An 18644-nucleotide genomic window follows, 5' to 3' on the forward strand; every position below is an offset into this window, starting at 1 on the left:
CGGGCGGCGTTGCCAGTGACCTCGCGACGGAGTGAAGCAAAAGGCCGGCCCCGAGGGACCGGCCTGATCGCAATGTGATGTGCCGGGGCCTTGCGGCCCCGCGCCCCTTATTCGGCCGGGATCGCGCCTTCGGCGACCGACAGCGGATAGGGGATGTGCACCAGCATCTCCTTCGGGCAGACCTGCACGAAGTTCTGCAGTTCCAGATCCCAGTGCTGCAGGATGTTCGCGGCCTTCACCGATCCGGTCTCGGTCACATGGCGTTCGATCAGGCCGCGCAGTTCGGCCTCCCAATGGGGATGGGAAATCATGCCGGTCACGAGAGTTTCGGGGTTCAGCAACTCGGGCACGAGGCCGTCGGGGTCATAGATATAGGCCATGCCGCCGGTCATGCCGGCGCCAAAGTTGGTGCCGATACTGCCAAGGATCACCGCCACGCCGCCGGTCATGTACTCGCACCCGTTCGAGCCGCAGCCCTCGATCACCACCTTGGCGCCCGAGTTCCGCACGGCAAAGCGCTCGCCGGCGCGTCCGGCCGCAAACAGATAGCCATCGGTTGCGCCATACAGCACCGTGTTGCCGATGATCGTGTTCTCGTCGGCCTTCAGCGGGCTGTTCATCGGCGGACGCACCACGATGATGGCCCCCGAAAGCCCCTTGCCGACATAGTCGTTGGCATCGCCCGAAACCTCGATCTTGAGGCCCGGAGCGGCGAAGGCACCCAGCGACTGGCCCGCCGAACCGGTCAGCTTGACCGTCAGGTGGTCGGGCTGCAGCGCGTTGCGCATCCCGAACCGCTGCACGATGTGGCTCGACGTGCGGGTGCCGATCGACCGCAAGGTGTTCTGCACCGCATAGGACAGCTGCATCTTCTCGCCATCCTTCAGGAACCGCGCGGCATCCTTGACGATCTGCGCGTCGAGCGTGTCGGGCACCTCGTTGCGCGGCTTGTTGACGTCATAGACGATCTCGCCCGCGCCATCGACGGCGATCAACAGCGGGTTGAGGTCGAGATCGTCGAGATACTCGTTGCCGCGGCTGACCTGGGCCAGCAGATCGGTGCGCCCGATCACCTCGCCAAGACTGCGGGCGCCGATCCCGGCCAGGATCTCGCGCACCTCCTGGGCGTAGAAGGTGATGAGGTTCACCACCTTGTCGGCCGAACCGGTGAACTTGGCGCGCAGCTTCGGATCCTGGGTGCAGACGCCGACCGGGCAGGTGTTCGACTGGCACTGACGGACCATGATGCAGCCCATGGCGATCAGCGCCGCAGTGCCGATGCCGTATTCCTCGGCGCCCAGCATGGCGGCGATGACGATATCGCGGCCAGTCCGCAGCCCGCCGTCGGTGCGCAGCGTCACCCGCTCGCGCAGCTTGTTCATCGCCAGCACCTGATGCGCCTCGGTCAGGCCCATCTCCCACGGCAGACCCGCGTATTTGATCGAGGTAGCCGGGCTTGCCCCGGTGCCGCCATTGTGGCCCGAGATCAGGATATTGTCGGCCTTGGCCTTGGCCACACCCGCCGCAATCGTGCCGACGCCAGACGAGGCCACCAGCTTCACCGTCACCTTGCAGCGCGGGTTGATCTGTTTGAGGTCATAGATCAGCTGCGCCAGATCCTCGATCGAATAGATGTCGTGGTGTGGCGGCGGGCTGATCAGCGTCACACCCTTGGTCGAATGGCGCAGCCGGGCGATCAGGTCGGTGACCTTCATGCCGGGCAACTGGCCACCCTCGCCAGGCTTTGCGCCCTGCGCGACCTTGATCTCAAGCTCTTCGCAGTGGTTGAGATATTCGGCGGTCACGCCGAAGCGGCCCGATGCCACCTGCTTGATCTTTGCAGACGGGTTGTCGCCGTTCGGCTCGGGGATGAAATGCGCCGGATCCTCGCCGCCCTCGCCCGAGTCGGATTTCGCGCCGATCCGGTTCATGGCGACGTTGAGGGTCTTGTGCGCCTCGGGGCCGAGCGCGCCAAGCGACATGCCGGGCGTCACGAACCGCTTGCGGATCGAGGTGATCGATTCGACATCTTCCAGAGGCACCGGACCGCCAAGCGGCTTGATGTCGAGCAGATCGCGAATGTGGATCGGCGGATTGGCCCGCATCGTGGCCGAATATTGCTTCCACAGCTCGAAACTGCCGTTGGTGCAGGCGGCCTGAAGCATGTGCATGGTCTGGGCGCCCCAGGCGTGGCTTTCGCCCGACTTGCGCGCCTTGTAGAACCCGCCGATCGGCAGGATATCGGTGCCGCGCAGCCAGCCCTGGGCATGGACCTTTTCGACCTTGCGCTGGATGCCGGCGACGCCGATGCCCGAGATCCGGCTGACCATGCCCGGGAAGAACTCGGCCACCATGGCGCGCGAAAGCCCCACGGCCTCGAAGTTGAGCCCGCCGCGATAGGACGAGATCACCGAGATCCCCATCTTCGACATGATCTTCAGAAGTCCCGCGTCGATCGAGGCCCGGTATTTCACCATCGCCTCGGTCAGCGAGCCGTCGAGAAGGCCGCGCTCGATCCGGTCGGCCAGGCTGTCTTCGGCCAGATAGGCGTTGACCACCGTCGCGCCGCAGCCGATCAGCACCGCGAAATAATGCGGGTCGATACATTCGGCAGACCGCACGTTGAGCGAACTGAAGGTGCGCAGACCCTTCTGGGTCAGCCAGGAATGCACCGCCGAGGTCGCAAGGATCATCGGCACCGGCACCTTGTCGGCCGATTGGTGCTGGTCGGTCAGAACCAGATGGCCCGCGCCCGAGCGCACCGCATCCTCGGCCTCGCCGCGGATCCGTTCCAGCGCATCGTGCAGCGCGTTCGGGTGGCCACCGGCCGGGAAGGTGCAGTCGATCTCGACCATGGGGGCGTTGAACGCCTTGACCAGGGTATCGAACTGGGCGTTGGCGACAAAGGGGCTGTCCAGCACGATGATCTCGGTCTGGCTGCTGTCCTCGTCGAGAACGTTCTTGAGGTTGCCGAACCGGGTCTTGAGGCTCATCACCCGGTATTCCCGCAAGCTGTCGATCGGCGGGTTGGTCACCTGGCTGAAGTTCTGGCGGAAGTAGTGGCTGAGCGGGCGATATTTCTCGGACAGCACCGCAGGCGGCGTGTCGTCGCCCATCGAGGCCACGGCCTCTTTGCCATCCTCGGCCATCGGCGTCAGGATCTGTTCCAGTTCCTCGATCGTGTAACCGGCCGCGATCTGGCGCTTGCGCAGCTCGCCACCGGTATAGGTCGCCGTTTCCTTCGCGCCGGCCAGCGCCTCGTCGAGTTCGACGATCTTGCCGACCCAGTCGCCAAAGGGCTGGCTTGCCGCCAGTTTGTTCTTCAACTCGGTGTCGTGGAAGAGCTTGCCTTCCTTCATGTCGACCGCGATCATCTGGCCGGGGCCAAGCGCGCCCTTCTCGACCACCGTCGCCTCGTCGGTCGGCACCATGCCGACCTCGGACCCGGCGATCAGCAGGCCCTCGCCCGACACCACATAGCGCATCGGCCGCAGCCCGTTGCGGTCAAGCCCGCCACAGACCCAGCGGCCGTCGGTCATGGCAAGCGCCGCCGGACCGTCCCAGGGCTCCATCACCGAGTTCACATAGGAATACATGTCGCGCCAGGCCTCGGGCAGTTCGACGGCCTGCTTCGACCAGGTTTCCGGGACCAGCATGGTCTTGGCCATCGGCGCCGAACGTCCGGCGCGCACCAGCACCTCGAACACCGAATCGAGCGCGGCCGAGTCCGAGGACCCGAGCGCGATGATCGGCTTGATGTCCTCGGCGAGGTCGCCGAAGGTGCCGCTGGCCATCCGGATCTCGTGGCTTTTCATCCAGTTGGTGTTGCCCTTCAGCGTGTTGATCTCGCCGTTGTGCGCCAGCATCCGGAACGGCTGCGCCAGCCACCATTGCGGGAAGGTGTTGGTCGAATAGCGCTGGTGATAGATCGCAAACGCGCTCTCGAACCGCTCGTCCTTCAGGTCGGGATAGAATTCGGCGACCTGTTCGGCCAGCATCATGCCCTTGTAGATGATCGACCGGCAGGACAGCGAGCAGACATAGAACGACGGCACCCGCGCAGCGGCGGCGGCCTTCTCGATCCGGCGGCGGATCACGTAAAGCTCGCGCTCGAAGGTTTCCTCATCGGCGCCCTTCGAGTTCGAGATCAGGATCTGTTCGATCTCGGGTCGGGTCGAATTGGCCTTTTCGCCCAGCACGCCGATGTTCACCGGGACGTGGCGCCAGCCATAGATGTAGTAACCCATCCGCAGGACTTCGCTTTCCACGATGGTCCGGCAGGTTTCCTGCGCGCCGAAATCGGTCCGCGGCAGGAAGATCATGCCAACCGCGACAAGCTTTTCCAGGTGCGGTTCGTGGCCGGTGCGGCGGATCTGGTCATAGAAGAACGGCACCGGGATCTGCACGTGGATGCCCGCACCGTCGCCGGTCTTGCCGTCGGCATCGACCGCGCCGCGGTGCCAGATCGCCTTCAGCGCCTTGATCCCGTATTCCACCACCTTGCGGCTTTTCTGGCCGTCGATGGCAACCACGAGGCCCACGCCGCAGGACGAATGCTCGTCCTCCTCGCGCCACAGGCCCTGCTCTGCCATGCGAGCCCGCTTCGCTTCTTCGGCGGCCACCCAGGCGTCATCATATCTGGTCATGGGGTCTCTCCCTGGTTTGCAGCAGCGATGGCCGCCAAGAATTCCTGTTCCGTCTGCCGCGGGTGATCCCCGGCAAACGCATATCCCTCGGGCTTGCGGTCGATAAAGATCTCCCGGGTCAGGGGAAAACCGCCGGCATTGTCGAACAGGCCTGCGGCAACCGCATAGGATTCGTGCCCAGATGTGGTCAGCCGATACCACAAGGTGCTGCCGCAACGATCACAGAAGGCCCGCTCCGCCCAATTCGACGACGCAAAACGCCTGACCGGACCCGCGACCACCAGATCCTCGGCATGCACGTCGAATTCGACAAAGGCCGAGCCGGTCCACTTGCGGCACATCGAACAATGGCAGGCGTGCAGTTCGGACGCGCCTGCCCGCGCCGACAGCGTGACCGCACCGCAAAGGCAGGCGCCGGAAAGCGGCGCAGGTTGCGCGGCCGTCATTGCAGCGCCTCCGCAAGGTTTCCGGGCCGGAATGCGATCGGTTCGGACGCCTCGCAGCCGAACCGCGGCGTGGTCGCGGCAAATCCGGCCTCGCCTGGCCGGATGAATCGTATCGGGCTGAAGTCGTTCGAAAAATCTGCGCCCTCGCTGCTCGTTCTGTCAGGCCCGAGGAAGAACAGGCGGTCGGCTTCCAGCACGTATTGCCGGCCGGTCACCGAATAGACCTCTTCGCCCGACACCGCATCGACCACGGTCGTCGCGAATTCGGTTTCGAGCAACTCGGTGCCGTCAATCACCACCTTGCGGCCGGTCAGCTCGTCATAGCCTTGATGCACGATGTCGCGTGCGGCGCCATCGGGGCCTGTCTCGCGCACGACGAAGGCATAGTCGTCGCGCCCGCCGCGCAGCAGGTCGGTCAGCGATGCCGGATCCGGGCCCGGGTCGAGCAGGGATTCACGCGTCCCGTCGGCGAAATACTGGCTGTCGAGCCACTGGAATTCCTTGTCATAGACCGAAAGCGAATAGGCGCCGTCAGAGTCGAACCGCGCCTCCCAGACCGTGCCGGGGGGCGTCGCCTCGCACCGCCAATAGCTCGATACACTGCACCCGAGGGATTGCACGGTCAGGAACGCCTTGCAGCCCTTGGGCAGCGAAACCGTTTCGGCAGCGGCCGCCGGCAACGCGGTCGACAGCATGGCGGCCAGCGCCAGCATCGCGATCCTTGTTCCTTGGTCCGTCACATCCCTGTCCTTTCCCGATCCAGAGACTCGATGTCCTTGCCGCCTGTCTGCCCGCCGCGTCGCCACAGCCCGACGTGAACAGCCGTGGACGGGTGGAACTTCGCCAGGCCCGGCACAAGGCACGGCCCGATGCCGCGCGATCACGCCGCACGGCGGGGGCGGTGCCCGGTCTGACCCGAGGCCATCCGACCTGCGGCCTATTCGGCCGCCAGGCCGGCGGCGCCGGCGCCAAAGCTCTCCAGCATCGCCTCGGCCGCCTCGCGCCCGTCGCGGATCGCCCAGACCACAAGGCTGGCACCGCGGACGATGTCGCCCACCGCATAGACCCCGGGCAGCGCCGTCGCGTGGGTGCGGAAATCGGCCTTGACCGTGCCCCAGCGGGTCACTTCCAGCGCCGGTTCGTTCCACAGCGAGGGCAGCGGCTCGGGCTCGAAACCGAGCGCCTTGATGACCAGATCGGCCTCCTCGACGTAATCGGCGCCCTCGATCACCTCGGGGCTTTGCCGGCCGGTGGCATCGGGCGCGCCCAGACGCATCCGCTGCACCATCACGCCCCGGACCGGATCGCCGCTGAAGCCCTTGGGCGCCGTCAGCCATTCGAATCCGACGCCTTCCTCTTCGGCGTTCTGCACCTCGCGCTGTGAACCGGGCATATTCGCCCGGTCGCGGCGATAGAGGCATTTGACCGACGTCGCGCCCTGACGGATCGCGGTGCGAACGCAGTCCATCGCGGTGTCGCCGCCACCGATCACCACCACCTTGCGGCCCTCGGCGTTCAATTCGCCCGAGTCGTATTCGGGCACTGCGTCGCCAAAGTTCTTGCGGTTCGAGGCGGTCAGGAAATCGATTGCCCGCACGATCCCCGCGGCACCGGCACCAGGCCCCTGCAGATCGCGGCTTTTGTAGACGCCCGTGGCGATCAGCACCGCGTCGTGCTTTTCGCGCAGCTCGGCAAAGGTGATGTCCTCGCCCACATTGCAGTTCAGAACGAAGCTGACGCCGCCGTCCTCGAGCTGCTTCACGCGCCGCATCACGATGTCCTTCTCGAGCTTGAAGCCCGGAATGCCATAGGTCATGAGCCCGCCCGCGCGGTCATAGCGGTCATAGACAGTGACCTTCAGCCCGGCGCGCCGCAGCGTGTCTGCCGCAGCCAGCCCGCCAGGGCCGCCGCCGATGATGCCAACGCTTTCCGCGCGCTCGACCGCAGGCGCGATCGGCTGGACCCAGCCGTTGTCCCAGGCGCTGTCGGTGATGTATTTCTCGACCGCCCCGATCGTCACTGTGCCATGCCCGGACTGCTCGATCACGCAGTTGCCTTCGCACAGCCGGTCCTGCGGGCAGATACGGCCGCAGATCTCGGGGAATGTGTTGGTCAGCTGGCTGAGCTCATAGGCCTCCTGCAGCCGGCCTTCGGCGGTCAGCCGCAGCCAGTCGGGGATGTTGTTGTGCAACGGGCAATGCGACTGGCAGTAGGGCACGCCACACTGGCTGCACCGGCTGGACTGCTCGGCAGCCTTCTGGTCGGCGAACTCGCCATAAATCTCGTGGAAGTCATGCGCGCGTTGATCGGCGACCCGTTTCGCGGGCGTTTCCCTCTCAACCGACACGAACTGGAGCATTCGCTGCTTTGCCACTGGCTTCCTCCATCACGCTTTCCGGCTGCTTACAGCCCCTTGGATCGGAAATAAAGTCATTAATGGTGACCTAAAAACGCGCAAAGTATCCCGAACTGGCCGAGTCCTACGCAGTCTCGGTCACAAATAAGTCAGTGGGTGCGACCCTTTTGCGTGCTTTCCATTGATAATCATCCGGTTAGAGTGCCGGCAAATTCAACCGGGACACCACCAAAATGCCACTCTTCCAGATCCTCCTCGTCGCCATAATTCAAGGCATCACAGAATTTCTTCCGATTTCGTCCTCTGGCCACCTGATTCTCCTGCCGAATCTTACCGGACTCGCAGATCAAGGCCAGACCATCGATGTCGCCGTCCATGTCGGCACCCTGGTCGCCGTGGTCATCTATTTCTGGTCCGACGTGCGCGAAGGCCTGATCGGCCTTGGCCATCTTGTCCGTGGACGGCGCGACACGCCCGGCGCAAAACTGGCGATCAACCTGATCATCGCCACGATCCCGGTCATCCTGGTCGGTCTGCTGATCGAGGTCGCGGGGGTCTCCGAGGCGCTTCGCAGCACCGCGATCATCGGCTGGACCATGCTGATCTTCGGCATCGTGCTGTACTGGGCCGACCAGAAAGGCGCCGAGGTCAAGGTCGCCGAGGAATGGTCGCTGAAGCAGGCGGTAATCCTCGGGCTGTGGCAGGCGGTGGCGCTGATCCCCGGCACGTCGCGGTCGGGCATCACCATCACCGGCGCCCGGCTGTTGGGCTACAAGCGGACCGATGCGGCCAAGATCTCGATGCTGATGTCGATCCCGACGATCATGGCTTCGGGTGTGCTGCTGGGGATCGAGGTTGCGGCCGACGCAGACTGGGCCGTTGCCCGGGACGGCGCCATCGCCGCCGTATTCTCGTTCATCTCGGCGCTGCTGGCACTGACCCTGATGATGCGGCTGCTGCGGTCGGTCAGCTTCACGCCCTACGTGATCTATAGGGTGATCCTCGGCGTGGTGCTGCTGGCAATCGCCTACAGCTGAGCAGCGCCGGTCGGAGCCCGCGTCCGCGCGGGCCCGACGACTCCGGCTCAAACTTTCAGTTTCGCCGCCGATTCGGTCATGATCTCGAACTGCCCGTGCGGACGGAACCGCCACAGATATTCCGGCAGCACCGATGCCATCGAGGTCGGCACGATCCCGATGTCGGCAAACCCCTTGGCGCCCTCGGCCACCACGTTGTCATGGGCAAGATTGCGAAGCTGGTCGGCGGTCAGTGGCGCATCGAAAGCTCCGAAAGACACCTTCTCGACGATCCCGAAGACGCCGGCCATCACGCGGGCGATGACGAACGGCATATTGGCGATCATCTTTTTCGAGCGGATGATCTCGAGCATCTGCTCCATCAGCGCGCGGAAGGTCGCGACATCCGGCCCGCCCAGTTCATAGACCCCGGCCGCCACTTTGCCCTCGGCCGCCAGCACCGCAGCGCGTGCGACGTCATCGACATAGACCGGTTGGAATTTCGTGTCGGCCCCGACGATCGTCAGCGCCGGCCCGAATTTCGACATCGCGGCGAATCGATTGAAGAACTCGTCCTCCGGCCCGAAGATGATCGAGGGACGCAGGATCACCGCACCGGGCATCGCAGCCCGGACCGCGGCCTCGCCAGCGGCCTTGGTGCGGCCATAGGCACTGTCGGATCCTGCGTCGGCCCCGATTGCCGAGATATGTACCATGCGGGCAATCCCGGCCTCGGCCGCCAGACGGGCGATCCGCCCCGCGCCTTCGACCTGCAGCGCCTCGAAGGAATTCTTGCCGTGCTCGGCCAGGATCCCGACGCAGTTGATGACCACGTCTGCGCCCTGCATCGCCGCGCGAACCGAGTCCTCGTTGCGGATGTTGCAGAGGACGGGCTCGACCTGACCGACTTCGCCATAGGTGCGCACAAAGGCGGACTCGTTGGGAACCCGCGTCGCGACCTTCACCCGCCAGCCATCCTTGGCCATGCGGCGAACGATGTAGCGTCCGACGAAACCAGAGCCGCCATAGATCGTCACGAGTCCCGACATGTAAGATCCCTCCGTTCGATCGCCTTAAAGCCAGATACCTTTGCGCCCGAACCTGAACAAGCAGCGATTGCGTCGCGCCCCGCGTCAAAAATCGCAACCAGTCCCGTTTCGATGCCTTTGAGGGCAATCAGCCGGCGGCCTTGCCGGTCTTGTTGCCGCCCGTCGCAGCGCCGAACTCGCGGCCCGATGCTGCGCGGCGAGGCGGCACGAAAAAACCCCGAAATCGCCGTTGACACCCCCCGACGCCAGCTATAATCACCGCGCTCACGACACCTGCCCAGGTGGCGGAATTGGTAGACGCGCTAGCTTCAGGTGCTAGTATCCGAAAGGATGTGGAGGTTCGAGTCCTCTCCTGGGCACCATTGATCCGACAGAGCTATTTGTATTTAGCGGCTTACGCGACTGTAGCGCTTTGCAGTCCACCCCTAAGTCCATCCACAGGCGCCCTGTGGCGGTGTATTGCCGTTCAGCGTTGAGCCTGCCTCCACCCTGCTTTCTCAGCCTCCGCTTCCGAACGGAACCACCGCTCTCCCTTCTCGGTCGAGATGCGGGTGCCGTCGTAGTCTCGCCGCCCCTGGCAGACAGTAGATCCTGCCCGAGTCGGAGGTGTTGCCCTTGATCTCGCACCCGGCCGGTATTGCCTGCGGTGCGCTTGGCGCCGATGCATGCCGGCAGGTTTCGGGCAGGATCGCTTCGCCTTGCCAGACGCCCCCCGTGACTCCGGGGTGTCGGATCTGGCGTATGCCGAAACCGCTTTCCCCTTTCCAGCGGTGCTGGCGATCCCGTCCGTGGTTCTCTGGTTCGGCTGGAACGTGCTTGGCGGGGTGCTCTGCGCCGCGCTCATCGCTGTACTTCTCGCGATCACGCTGGGTGAGCGGCGGCCACTGCCGATCATCGCCCTCGGCGCGCTCGCTGGCGGGGTGGTCGAGCTTCTGTTCGTCAAACTCCTGTATGCGCGCATCCCTGAAGGGCTGCTCGGCGCGGTTTTCTGAGGCTGTCATGGATACTTCCTCTGCCCTGATGTAGGGCCTGCAGGCCGCAATGACCGTCGAGACCGCCTCGATGGTGGTACTCGGCACCTTTCTCGGCATCCTCGTCGGTGCGCCGCCGGGCCTGTCCTCGGGCATGGCGGTCGCGGTCCTTTTGCCCTTCACCTTCAACATGGACCCGCTTGCGGGAATCGTGTTCCTGACCTCGGTCTATGTCGCGGTGGCCTACGGCGGCTCGATCACTGCGATCATGCTCAACACCCCCGGCGCGCCGGAGAACGCCGCAACTGCCGCCGACGGCTATGCGCTGACCCGTTCCGGCCGCTCGGCCGAGGCGCTCGGCACCGCGATCTGCGCCTCGGCGATCGGGGGGCTTCTGTCCTATTTCGCGATGCTGTTCGGTATCGACTGGGTGGCCGACATCGCGCTGAGCTTCGGCGCGCCCGAGATCTTCCTCATCGCGATGTCGGGGGTGATGATCCTCGGCGCCGTGGGCACCGGATCTCCGGCCAAGATCCTCGCCTCCGTGGCGGATTCCGAGCTGGTCCGGACCATGCAGATCTACGGCGACGGCTGGCCGCTGTCCTTCATCGAACGCCCGATCTCGGCCGGGATCACTGCGGTGATGGCGCTGGCATTCGGGCGATCGGCCTGGCTGCACTGGCACGCGGCCCGAACAGGTCGACGATACATAAGTCCGGAGTAGCCTTGGTCAGACCAGGCTGCGCCATCCACGATCATGCCGGGTTGTCGAGGCACCAGCGGTAGGCGGCGATAATCTCGGCCGAGAGAAGATCGGCGTCTGGCTCGTGCATGGCATAGCCGATTGCCGACGCCCGGATGATCTTGCGGCCGGCCCATTCCCCGTGGGTCGGATAGACCCTGCCCGCCTCCTGCACGCGCCTCAGGACGCGCATCGTCAGCGCATCGCCATCTGGCCCCTCGCCGCAGGCTATCGCGACCTGGTTGCTGTGGATTTCGTTCAAGACGCCGATGCCGGGCTCGGCCGAGACCGCTTTCGCGATCCGTTCGGCAAGCCGGCAGTGGCGCGCCACAAGCTCGCGAACGCCTGCACGGCCCAGATGCCGCAAGATGGCATAGCTGGGAACGCCGCGGGCACGGCGCGACAACTCGGGCGTGGAGTCGCTCGGTTCCCAATGGGCTGTCGTATCGGGCAGGTAGGCCCCGCGGGCCGACATTGCGGCGACCAGTGGCGCCCGATCACGCACGATCACCATGCCAGCGTCGAACGGGGCATTGAGCCATTTGTGCAGGTCGACGGCCCAGCTGTCGGCATCGCCGACACCGGTCAACCGGCCAGCCAGTTCCGGCACCGCGGCAAGCCACAGCCCGAACGCGCCATCGACATGAGCCCAGCCGCCCCTCTCGTGCACCATCGGGATAAGGTCGACGAAAGGATCGAACGCTCCGGTATTGATCTGGCCCGCCTGAAGAATGACGAGCGGTGGCGCTTGGCAGAGCGCGAGCGCGGCCGCAAAGGCAGCCGGATCGATCCGGCCTTCGTCGTCTGTCGCAACCCTTTGCACGCGGCGGGCGCCAAGCCCGGCATAGCGCAACGCGGCGAAAGGCGCTGAATGCGCGTCCTGACCGATCAGCACCGGGAACTCTGGTGCGCCGAAAAGACCTTCGGCCTCCACGTCCCAACCCTGCGCGGCAAGCAGCGCATTCCGTGCCGCCATGACCCCGACCATGTTTGCAACGGTGCCGCCGGTCACCAGACCGGCACCGCTTTCCGGGGGCAGCGACAAGAGGTCGATCACCCAATCGCAAACCGCGCGTTCCATGCCCGTGACCGCAGGCGTCTCGAAGGACGTGCCGGCGTTCTGGCCCCAGGCCGACACCAGGAAATCGGCCGCAACGCCGACGGGATGCGATCCACCGAGGACGTAGCCGAAGAATGTCGGTCCAGCCATCTTGTGCAGGCCTCCTTCGGCATCCGACACAATCTGCTCGATCACCTCATCCTCCGGGATGCCCGCCTCCGGCAGGTCTCCCAGAAAGCGCCCCGCTGCCTCATCGAGGCTCAAGGTCGGACGCGCCTTTTGCTGCGGCAGGCCTTCGCGATAGTTGCGCGCCGCACGGGCTGCCAAATCGAGGGCACGCGCCTGCACCGCGCTCAGCCCACTCGGCACAATTCTCTCCCTGTCCATTCGCCCCCCCTCCAAAGGTCTTGGATCAAACCTATGGCAGACCGGGTCAGGACTCATAGAGAATAGAGACGACGGTCGCGGCGAGTGCGGCCAGTGCGGATGCGGGTGATGAAGACAATCTCGCCCAGCGCCCCGCGATCATCGACCCATGGCTTGCCATGGGACTTCGGGAAACAGGGTTCAAGACGCGCCATCTGCGCATCGTTCGTCCAAATAAGATCAGACATGTCACCGCTCCGGCTTTCGGCGGCGACTATTGGAGGCAAGCTGAAATCCAGGGGTCCTGACCCCAAGCCGCAAGTCTGCGCCATGCCCAAGACGGCCCAAGGCCAGAGCCAATCACTCTGCCCCGACGAAGCGCGCCAGCTTGCCAAGGGTCTGCATCCCGAGCTCGACCGCGCCGAAACCCTTGGCCTGCTGGAACTCGGCCGCGGTGCTCATCACCATCCCCAGAGTCACCATCGTCGCCCCATCGGCATCCTCGAACATCACCCAGGCATCGGCGTGCTTCGGCCCGTTTTCGCCCCACAGAAGCGTATAGCCGATCCGGTCTTCGACCCTGACCTCGCCGTAAACGTGGTGGTTGGGGAAAACCGTTCCGTCCGGCGCAATCATGTCGAAAACCCATTCGCCGCCGGACCGCAGGTCGATCCTTTTCGTCCGGCACGAAAAGCCCTCCGGCCCCCACCATTCGGGCAGGGTTTTCGGATTCATCCATGCGCCCCAAACCACCTGCCGTGGTGCCCTGATAACGCGCTGCAGCACCATGGTGCGTTCGGCAACCCCTACCAGATTGTCCAGTCCCGCACCAAAGCCCTGCCGATAATCGGCCTCCATATCCAGGGCGAGCGAGGAGAGTTGCACCGTCACGACCGCCCGACTGGTGTCGCCCGATCCCGAGAAATCCGCCGTTATCAAGGCAGCCGATTGCGTCACACCTTCGGACGAGATCACCTCGTAGTTCACCGAGCGCTGCGCGGGCTGCAAGTCCAGCCAGCCGCCCTCGCAGCGGACGTCGGGCTGCCCCTCTACCCGGCAGAGCGAGATCTCGCGCCCGCCCACCCTGGTTTCGGCCTCCAGAAACTCCACGACAACCGAGGGCGCGGGCGCGGCCCAGACCGCCCGGGCGGCCGGCGCCGTCCAGGCCTGCCACAAGGTCGCGACAGGCGCTGCCACCTGCCGCTCGAAGGCCAGGGTTGCGAAACGGCCGTTCATTTCATCAGCCCCTTTGCGTAGGATTCCAGCTGTGTCGCCACCGTGCCCCAGCCGTCAAAGAACCCCATCTCCTCATGCGTCTTGCGCGTGTCTGGAGTGCGGTGGCGGGCGATCGCGGTATAGGTCGTGCCGCCCCCGGGGGCGTCCGACAAAAGCAGGATCGCGGTCATGAAAGGCTCGGGCGTGGGCTTCCAGCCTTCGGTGTATCCATCCGTGAACACCAGCTTTTCGTCCGGCACCACCTCCAGATAGACGCCCCTGTTGTCCATCATGTTGCCGTCGATATCGAAGGTCGTGTCGAACCGGCCCCCGACCCGCAGGTCAATATCGACCGACGTCACCTTGTGGGGCGCGGGAATGAAAAAGTGCGGGATATGCTTCGGTTCGGTCCAGCACTCCCATATCAGATGCCGCGGCACGGCCAGCGTGCGGGTAAAGCTCAAGTCGGTGGTCGGATCCAGATCCGGTTTCATGTCTCGCGCTCCTTCATCAGCTTCATCACGTAATCGTCCAGCCGGTCGAGCCGGGCTTCCCAGATGGACCGCTGCTCCTCGAGCCATGTCTGCATCGGGGCCAGCGCCTCGGGCACGATGGCGCAGGTGCGCACCCGCCCGTCTTTCGACGTGGCGATCAATCCCGCCTCCTCCAGCACCGAAAGGTGCCGCATCACCGTCGGAAGACGCAGCCCCGTCGGATTGGCCAGTTCTGTGACCGGCGCAGGACCCTCGGCCAGGCGCGTCAGGATCGAGCGCCGCGTCGGGTCCGAGAGGGCGTGGAAGAGCCGAGAGAGATCAGGATCATGCTTAGCCATGTCTCTAAGTATAATCCCTTTCGCCCTGCGACAAGAAAAAGTTCGACAGATGGCTAAGTTTTCGCGTTTGAGGGAAAAGGCAAACGGGCGTCTCGGAGTTCCGCGCGACGAACCTCTGTGCCGCGATCCTTTGCGAACGGCTGCGTCACCGTGAGAGCGATCAAGACTGGACCGAAGGTGCATTTCCCCGCCAGCAAGCTGATCGATTGTTTGATCTATATCGAGAAATCAGATATCAATACCCGGAATGTGGAGAGCTCCGTGAGCAAGCGATTTCTGACGATCACCCCCGAAGACGCCCAGCCGGTGCTGAAAGCACTGGCGGCACCGGCGCGACTGGCCATCTTCAAGCTGTTGCATGAGGAAGGCCCGCTGAACGTCAATGACATCGCGGAGCGCCTGGGGCTGCCGCAGTCCAGCGCATCGATCCATGTCAACGTGCTGGAAGCGGCAGGGCTGGTGCAGACGGAATCGCAGAAGGCGCGAAAGGGCAGCCAGAAGGTCTGCCGCTCCGCCTATGACGAGATCGTGGTGTCCTTCGACGGCCCGAAGACGGTTGCTGAGGATGTGATCGAGGTCGCCATGCCCATCGGTCTTTATTCAGGCTACGATGTGATGGCGCCCTGCGGAATGTGCTCGTCCGAGGGAATCCTGGGATTCCTCGATTCACCCGACACGTTCCTATCCCCGGAACGGATGAAGGCTGAACTTCTCTGGTTCACGATGGGATATGTGGAATACCAGTTCCCCAACAACGCTCGCATCGCGGGACGGGCCGTGGTTGAACTGGAATTGCTGATGGAGTTGTCCTCCGAGGTTCCGGGGACTTCCACCGATTGGCCCTCTGACATCACGATCTCCATCAATGGCACCGCAGTTGCGGTCTGGACGGCGCCGGGAGATTACGGCGACCGGCGCGGCAACTTCACGCCGGGTTGGTGGAAGCTCGCCGGCAGCCAGTACGGCCATCTGAAGAGTTTCCGGGTCAATGACACGGGGACATACCTCGACGGCGTGCGGATTTCCGACGTGGCACTGAGCGACCTCGGCCTGCAGGAACACCGGTCGATTCGGGTTCGTATCGCCGTTCCGGAGGGGGCCGAACATCCGGGGGGCGTCAACATTTTCGGCCGCGGGTTCGGCAACTACGACCACGATATCCTTCTGCGACTAAGGGTTTAGGTCGGGCGATGAGGGTTCGCCGGAAGGGCTCGTTGTTTTTGTTGATAGGCGCGCAGGATCCGTGTTAATATCGGCTTATCCGATTTAAATTGGATAATATGATATACTTCGGGAGGGGGACAGGCATGCGAGCATCGGCGATCGCGCACAAGGACTTCGTGATCGGTCAGATCGATCCGCGGCTTTACGGGTCCTTCATCGAGCACCTCGGCCGCGCCATTTACACCGGCATCTTTGAGCCCGATCACCCGACAGCCGACGACAACGGCATGCGGCAGGACGTGATCGACCTTGTGCGGGAACTTGACGTGCCCGTCGTCCGCTATCCCGGTGGCAACTTCGTTTCGGCCTTCTACTGGGAGGATTCCATCGGTCCGGTCGAGGAACGCCCCACGCGGCTGGACCTCGCCTGGCATTCCTCCGAGTCCAACAAGGTCGGGATCCACGAATTTGCCGAATGGGCCGATGCGGCTGGCACAGAGATGATGCTGGCGGTGAATCTCGGCTCTCGCGGGCTGGATCCTGCGCGGAACTTTCTCGAATACGTCAACCACCCCGGTGGCTCCTACTGGTCCGATCTTCGCAAGAAGAACGGCCGCGAGGAACCGTGGGGCGTGAAGATGTGGTGCCTCGGCAACGAGATGGATGGCCCCTGGCAGACAGGGCAGAAGACCGCGGACGAATATGGCCGCATCGCCTTCGAGACCGCCAAGGCCATGCGCGCCTATGACAAGTCGCTGGAACTGGTGGTCTGCGGCTCGTCCACACCCACGATGCCGAGCTATCCGCAATGGGAAGCGACTGTGCTCGACCACACCTATGATGTGGTCGACTACATCTCGTTGCATATGTATTTCGACAACCCCAAGGGCGACACCGCGGACTATCTCGCACAGACCGCGCGGCTCGATGCCTACATCTGCACCGTCGCCGGCGTGATCCAGTTCATCAAGTCGAAGAAGCGGTCGAAGAAAGACGTCTACATCAGCTTTGACGAATGGAACGTCTGGTACCACTCGCGCGAGCAGGACAGGAAGATCCTCGAAGGCAACAGCGGCTGGCCACATGCACCGGCGTTGCTGGAGGACATCTACAATTTCGAGGATGTCCTTCAGGTGGGCTGCATCCTCAACACCTTCATCCGACACGCCGACGTGGTGAAGATCGGCTGCCTGGCGCAGCTGGTGAACGTGATCGCGCCGATCATGACGGTCGAGGGTGGACCGGCCTGGCGGCAGACCACCTTCTACCCCTTCCTCTTCGCGTCGAAATACGGCCGCGGCACATCGCTGAACCTCGCGATGGACTGCCCCGGCTATGACACCGACGTGGCAAAGAACGTGCCCTACCTCGACGTGGCCGCCGTGCAAAGCGAGGCTGACGGGGCGCTGACCGTCTTCGTGGTCAACCGCCACCAGACCGATGCGATCGAGTTCGATCTGGCGCTGGAAGGGTTCGGGGAGCGAAGCGTGACCATGGACAAGGAAATCGTCGGCCACGACCTGCGCGCGACCAACGGTCCGGACGGCGAACCTGTTGCTCCGGTGGATGGGGCGGGTGCAATCGTCGCCGGCGGAAGGCTTTCGGCCAGCATCGCTCCGCTGAGCTATCGGATGTTTCGCCTCGGCGTGTAAAACGCGCCGCGGCAGGGAGGACGGGCAATGTCGGCACCCATTGAAATCGCCAATATAACCAAGCGATATGGAGCGCTTACGGTTCTGGAGGACATCACCCTCCATATCGAGCCTGGCGAGTTTGTCGTCTTTCTCGGGCCGTCCGGTTGTGGAAAATCCACGCTTCTGCGGATGATCGCAGGGCTGGAGGCTGTCGACGGCGGCACGATTTCGCTCGGCGGCGAGCGCATCGACACGCTGCCACCCGGCAAGCGAGGGGTGGCGATGGTATTCCAGTCCTACGCGCTCTATCCGCATATGACCGTGGCCCAGAACATGGGCTTCGGGTTGGAGAACCTCAAAACCCCGAAAAACGAAATTGCCCGGCGGGTTCAATCTGCCGCCGAAACGCTGGAGATCGCCCACCTTCTCGACCGCAAGCCCGCCAAGCTTTCTGGCGGTCAGCGCCAGCGGGTTGCCATCGGCCGGGCCATCGTGAAAGAGCCGCAGGCCTTCCTTTTCGACGAGCCGCTCAGCAATCTCGACGCCGCGCTGCGCGGGCGGACCCGGCTGGAACTGGCGCAACTGCACCAGCGGCTGGGCGCGACCATGATCTTCGTCACCCACGACCAGGTCGAAGCGATGACGCTCGCCGACCGGATCGTGATCCTGAACGACCGCCGGATCGAACAGATGGGCGCGCCGATGGAAATCTACCAGCGCCCGGCCACGAAGTTCGTGGCGCAATTCGTCGGCAGCCCCGCCATGTGCTTTCTTCCGGTCACCGGCATGACCGATGCCGCACAAGGGGTCACGCTTGACGTGGAGGGGGCCGGCAAGATCGAGATCGACGTGCGCCTGCCCGCCGGATTCCGGCGCGACGGCGCAAGCGTCGGCATCCGGGCGGAAGACGCCAAGGTGCTGGATCGCGGCCAGCCCGGGATCGCGGTCGGGGTCAAGGTGGTCGAACGGCTGGGCGACCGGGCCTTCATCTACGGCACACTCGACAACGGGACCGAATTTGTGGTCGAGGACAGCGGTCGCAGCACGGTGGCGTCTGGCGACGTCATCCAGATCGGCTTCGACCCGAATGCGCTGCATATCTTCGACGGCGATGGCCGCGCCTATCACCATTCGGAGGAAGCGTGAC

General features: G+C 64.2%; 16 protein-coding genes, 1 tRNA gene and 1 pseudogene. 7 read left to right on the forward strand and 11 right to left on the reverse strand.

Going from position 1 to position 18644, the window contains the following annotated elements; all coding sequences use genetic code 11:
- Positions 1-107: 107 nt before the first annotated feature.
- The 5 genes from gltB to DQG17_RS21980 form a co-directional block, all read right to left on the reverse strand.
- Entirely contained in the window at positions 108-4646 is a 4539-nt protein-coding gene (gene gltB, locus DQG17_RS10515; protein ID WP_116132802.1) for a glutamate synthase large subunit, read from the reverse strand.
- The gene (locus DQG17_RS10520) at positions 4643-5092 is read right to left on the reverse strand and encodes a GFA family protein (RefSeq protein ID WP_232829402.1); all 450 of its coding nucleotides are present in this window, start codon (positions 5090-5092) and stop codon (positions 4643-4645) included. Before DQG17_RS10520 ends, gltB begins: the two co-directional genes overlap by 4 nt.
- Positions 5089-5832, reverse strand: coding sequence for a hypothetical protein (locus DQG17_RS10525; RefSeq protein ID WP_157973580.1), 744 nt, complete (start codon positions 5830-5832; stop codon positions 5089-5091). The genes DQG17_RS10520 and DQG17_RS10525 overlap by 4 nt, the downstream gene beginning before the upstream one ends.
- Positions 5833-6029: 197 nt before the next feature.
- A complete protein-coding gene (locus DQG17_RS10530; RefSeq protein ID WP_116132804.1) occupies positions 6030-7466 on the reverse strand; it encodes an NAD(P)-dependent oxidoreductase in 1437 nt (478 codons plus the stop codon).
- A 170-nt stretch (positions 7467-7636) separates the two neighbouring features.
- Entirely contained in the window at positions 7637-7825 is a 189-nt protein-coding gene (locus DQG17_RS21980) for a hypothetical protein (RefSeq protein ID WP_232829430.1), read from the reverse strand.
- On the opposite strand from DQG17_RS21980, the gene DQG17_RS10535 reads away from it, so the two are divergent.
- Positions 7742-8485 carry an undecaprenyl-diphosphate phosphatase gene (locus DQG17_RS10535; protein WP_232829421.1) on the forward strand — a complete coding sequence of 248 codons (744 nt, stop codon included), beginning with the start codon at positions 7742-7744 and terminating at the stop codon, positions 8483-8485. The two genes, DQG17_RS21980 and DQG17_RS10535, sit on opposite strands and share 84 nt — an antisense overlap.
- Before the next feature lie 47 nt (positions 8486-8532).
- On the opposite strand, the gene DQG17_RS10540 is transcribed toward DQG17_RS10535, so the two are convergent.
- Positions 8533-9513 (reverse strand): complex I NDUFA9 subunit family protein, encoded by a 981-nt coding sequence (locus DQG17_RS10540; RefSeq protein WP_116132806.1) that lies wholly within the window; start codon positions 9511-9513, stop codon positions 8533-8535.
- 275 nt (positions 9514-9788) lie between these two features.
- On the opposite strand from DQG17_RS10540, the gene DQG17_RS10545 reads away from it, so the two are divergent.
- From DQG17_RS10545 to DQG17_RS10555, 3 genes are all read left to right on the forward strand, one after another.
- Positions 9789-9875, forward strand: a tRNA-Leu gene (locus DQG17_RS10545).
- A 303-nt stretch (positions 9876-10178) separates the two neighbouring features.
- Positions 10179-10505 (forward strand): hypothetical protein, encoded by a 327-nt coding sequence (locus DQG17_RS10550; RefSeq protein ID WP_157973581.1) that lies wholly within the window; start codon positions 10179-10181, stop codon positions 10503-10505.
- 49 nt (positions 10506-10554) lie between these two features.
- The gene (locus tag DQG17_RS10555) at positions 10555-11208 is read left to right on the forward strand and encodes a tripartite tricarboxylate transporter permease (protein WP_116132808.1); all 654 of its coding nucleotides are present in this window, start codon (positions 10555-10557) and stop codon (positions 11206-11208) included.
- A gap of 31 nt (positions 11209-11239) precedes the next feature.
- On the opposite strand, the gene DQG17_RS10560 is transcribed toward DQG17_RS10555, so the two are convergent.
- From DQG17_RS10560 to DQG17_RS10580, 5 genes and pseudogenes are all read right to left on the reverse strand, one after another.
- Positions 11240-12673, reverse strand: coding sequence for a pyridoxal-dependent decarboxylase (locus DQG17_RS10560; protein ID WP_157973582.1), 1434 nt, complete (start codon positions 12671-12673; stop codon positions 11240-11242).
- 101 nt (positions 12674-12774) lie between these two features.
- Positions 12775-12900, reverse strand: a pseudogene (locus tag DQG17_RS10565) (IS5/IS1182 family transposase); the annotation flags it as partial.
- A 112-nt stretch (positions 12901-13012) separates the two neighbouring features.
- Positions 13013-13888 (reverse strand): SRPBCC domain-containing protein, encoded by an 876-nt coding sequence (locus tag DQG17_RS10570; protein WP_116132810.1) that lies wholly within the window; start codon positions 13886-13888, stop codon positions 13013-13015.
- Positions 13885-14361 carry an SRPBCC family protein gene (locus tag DQG17_RS10575; RefSeq protein WP_116132811.1) on the reverse strand — a complete coding sequence of 159 codons (477 nt, stop codon included), beginning with the start codon at positions 14359-14361 and terminating at the stop codon, positions 13885-13887. The genes DQG17_RS10570 and DQG17_RS10575 overlap by 4 nt, the downstream gene beginning before the upstream one ends.
- A complete protein-coding gene (locus tag DQG17_RS10580; protein ID WP_116132812.1) occupies positions 14358-14699 on the reverse strand; it encodes a helix-turn-helix transcriptional regulator in 342 nt (113 codons plus the stop codon). Before DQG17_RS10580 ends, DQG17_RS10575 begins: the two co-directional genes overlap by 4 nt.
- Before the next feature lie 150 nt (positions 14700-14849).
- On the opposite strand from DQG17_RS10580, the gene DQG17_RS10585 reads away from it, so the two are divergent.
- The 3 genes from DQG17_RS10585 to DQG17_RS10595 all read left to right on the forward strand — a co-directional run bounded on the left by DQG17_RS10585 (position 14850) and on the right by DQG17_RS10595 (position 18643).
- The gene (locus DQG17_RS10585; protein WP_232829403.1) at positions 14850-15881 is read left to right on the forward strand and encodes a transcriptional regulator; all 1032 of its coding nucleotides are present in this window, start codon (positions 14850-14852) and stop codon (positions 15879-15881) included.
- 125 nt (positions 15882-16006) lie between these two features.
- Positions 16007-17515 (forward strand): alpha-N-arabinofuranosidase, encoded by a 1509-nt coding sequence (locus DQG17_RS10590; RefSeq protein WP_116132813.1) that lies wholly within the window; start codon positions 16007-16009, stop codon positions 17513-17515.
- A 27-nt stretch (positions 17516-17542) separates the two neighbouring features.
- A complete protein-coding gene (locus DQG17_RS10595; protein WP_116132814.1) occupies positions 17543-18643 on the forward strand; it encodes an ABC transporter ATP-binding protein in 1101 nt (366 codons plus the stop codon).
- The last annotated feature ends 1 nt before the right edge of the window (position 18644 follow it).

The organism is Tropicimonas sp. IMCC34043, assembly GCF_003390845.1.
Taxonomy (GTDB): Bacteria; Pseudomonadota; Alphaproteobacteria; order Rhodobacterales; family Rhodobacteraceae; genus Tropicimonas.